Origin of the sequence: Klebsiella sp. Ech2A (assembly GCF_030078455.1) — a bacterium.
Lineage (GTDB): Bacteria > Pseudomonadota > Gammaproteobacteria > Enterobacterales > Enterobacteriaceae > Klebsiella > Klebsiella terrigena.
The window spans coordinates 1-1,521 of record NZ_JAQGFU010000399.1 but is presented as its reverse complement, the minus strand read 5'-3'; the positions used below and the strand labels follow the sequence as shown (position 1 = coordinate 1,521).

Annotated in this window: 2 protein-coding genes; both read left to right on the top strand. The window is 66.7% G+C overall.

Features of this window, described 5'->3' with window-relative positions:
• The coding region (locus PFH44_RS27410) for an SfnB family sulfur acquisition oxidoreductase (protein WP_283826813.1) at nt 1–1,028 on the top strand (1,028 nt) is incomplete at its 5' end.
• Nucleotides 1,029–1,038: 10 nt separating this feature from the next.
• On the top strand, nt 1,039–1,521 hold a 483-nt coding region (locus PFH44_RS27405), incomplete at its 3' end, for a methionine ABC transporter permease (RefSeq protein WP_463671589.1).

Genomic DNA, 1,521 nt, shown 5'->3' with positions numbered 1-1,521 from the left:
TTACCGTACCGCGCCGCTGGGGCGGGGCCGAGGTCTCTGCCGCTACGCTGGCGGAGGTTATCGCCATTATCTCGGCCGCCGACCCGTCGCTGGGGCAAATCCCGCAGAACCACTACTGCCTGCTGGAGGATATTCGCCTGCAGGGCAGCGACGAGCAGCGCGCCTTCTTCTTTAACCTCGTCCTGCAGGGGCACCGCTTTGCCAACGCCCTCTCGGAAACCGGGGGTAAAACGGTTCTTGATATCCGCACCCGGCTGGAGGTGCGCCCGGAGGGTCTGTATATCAACGGCCGCAAAGGCTACTGCACCGGCTCGCTCTACGCCCACTGGATCGGCATTCTGGCGCTGGACGCCGACGACAACGCGCAGCTGGCGTTTGTCCCTCGCGACAGCGCGGGGCTGACCGTGGTCGACGACTGGGCCTGCATCGGCCAGCGCAACACCGCCAGCGGGACGGTGCTGGCAGAGGATCTGGCGGTCGAGCCGTTCCATCTGTTTCCGACGTGGCAATCCTACGCCACGCCAACCCTCGCCGGCCCCTTCGCGCAGCTCACCACCGCCGCCATCGATGCCGGCATCGCCCGGGCGGCCCTCAACGACACGGTGGCGTTCGTGCGAGAATTCTCCCGCCCGTGGATTGACGCCGGAGTAGAGCGCGCCGGCGACGATCCGCTCACCATCTACCATATCGGACAGATCGACAGCCGGCTGGCCGCCGCCGAGGCGCTGCTGGAGCGGGCGGGGAAAACCCTCGATCGCTACCGCCACGCGCTGAATGAAGAGAACGTGGCGCTGGCTTCGGTTGCCGTCGCCCGCGCTAAGGTCTTCACCACCGAAGTGGCGCTGGAGGCCGCCAGCCGCCTGTTTGAGCTCAGCGGCACCCGCGCCGCCGCCAGCGGCAATAACCTCGATCGCCACTGGCGTAACGCCCGCGTCCATACCCTGCACGACCCGGTGCGCTGGAAATACCAGCTGCTGGGCAACTGGGTGCTGAACGGCGTGCGTCCGCAGCGCCACGACTGGAACTAGGGTGGCGACGGTGCTGGAATTTTTTGCCGAAATCGACTGGCTCGACGTGGCGCAGGCCGCGATTGATACCCTGACGATGCTGGGCTGGTCGCTGGGCTTTACCGTCCTGATTGGCCTGCCGCTGGGGATCGTGCTCTATCTGACCGGCCAGCCCCGGCTGCTGCACGCCCCGCGGCTTTATCGCCTGCTGTCGCTGGCCGTCAACGTGCTGCGCTCGCTGCCGTTTATCATTTTGCTGATCGTGATGATCCCGGTGACTACCTTCATCACCGGCACCTCGCTGGGGGTACAGGGCACCATTCCGCCGCTGGTCGTCGGCTGCGCACCCTTCTTCGCCCGGCTGGTCGAAACGGCGCTGCGCGAAGTGGATCACGGGCTGGTGGAGGCCAGCTGGTCGATGGGCGGCAACACCTGGCAGCTGATCTGGCATACCCTGCTGCCCGAGGCGCGCTCGGGGCTGGTGGCCGCCGTTACCGTCCCCGCCCTTTTGCTG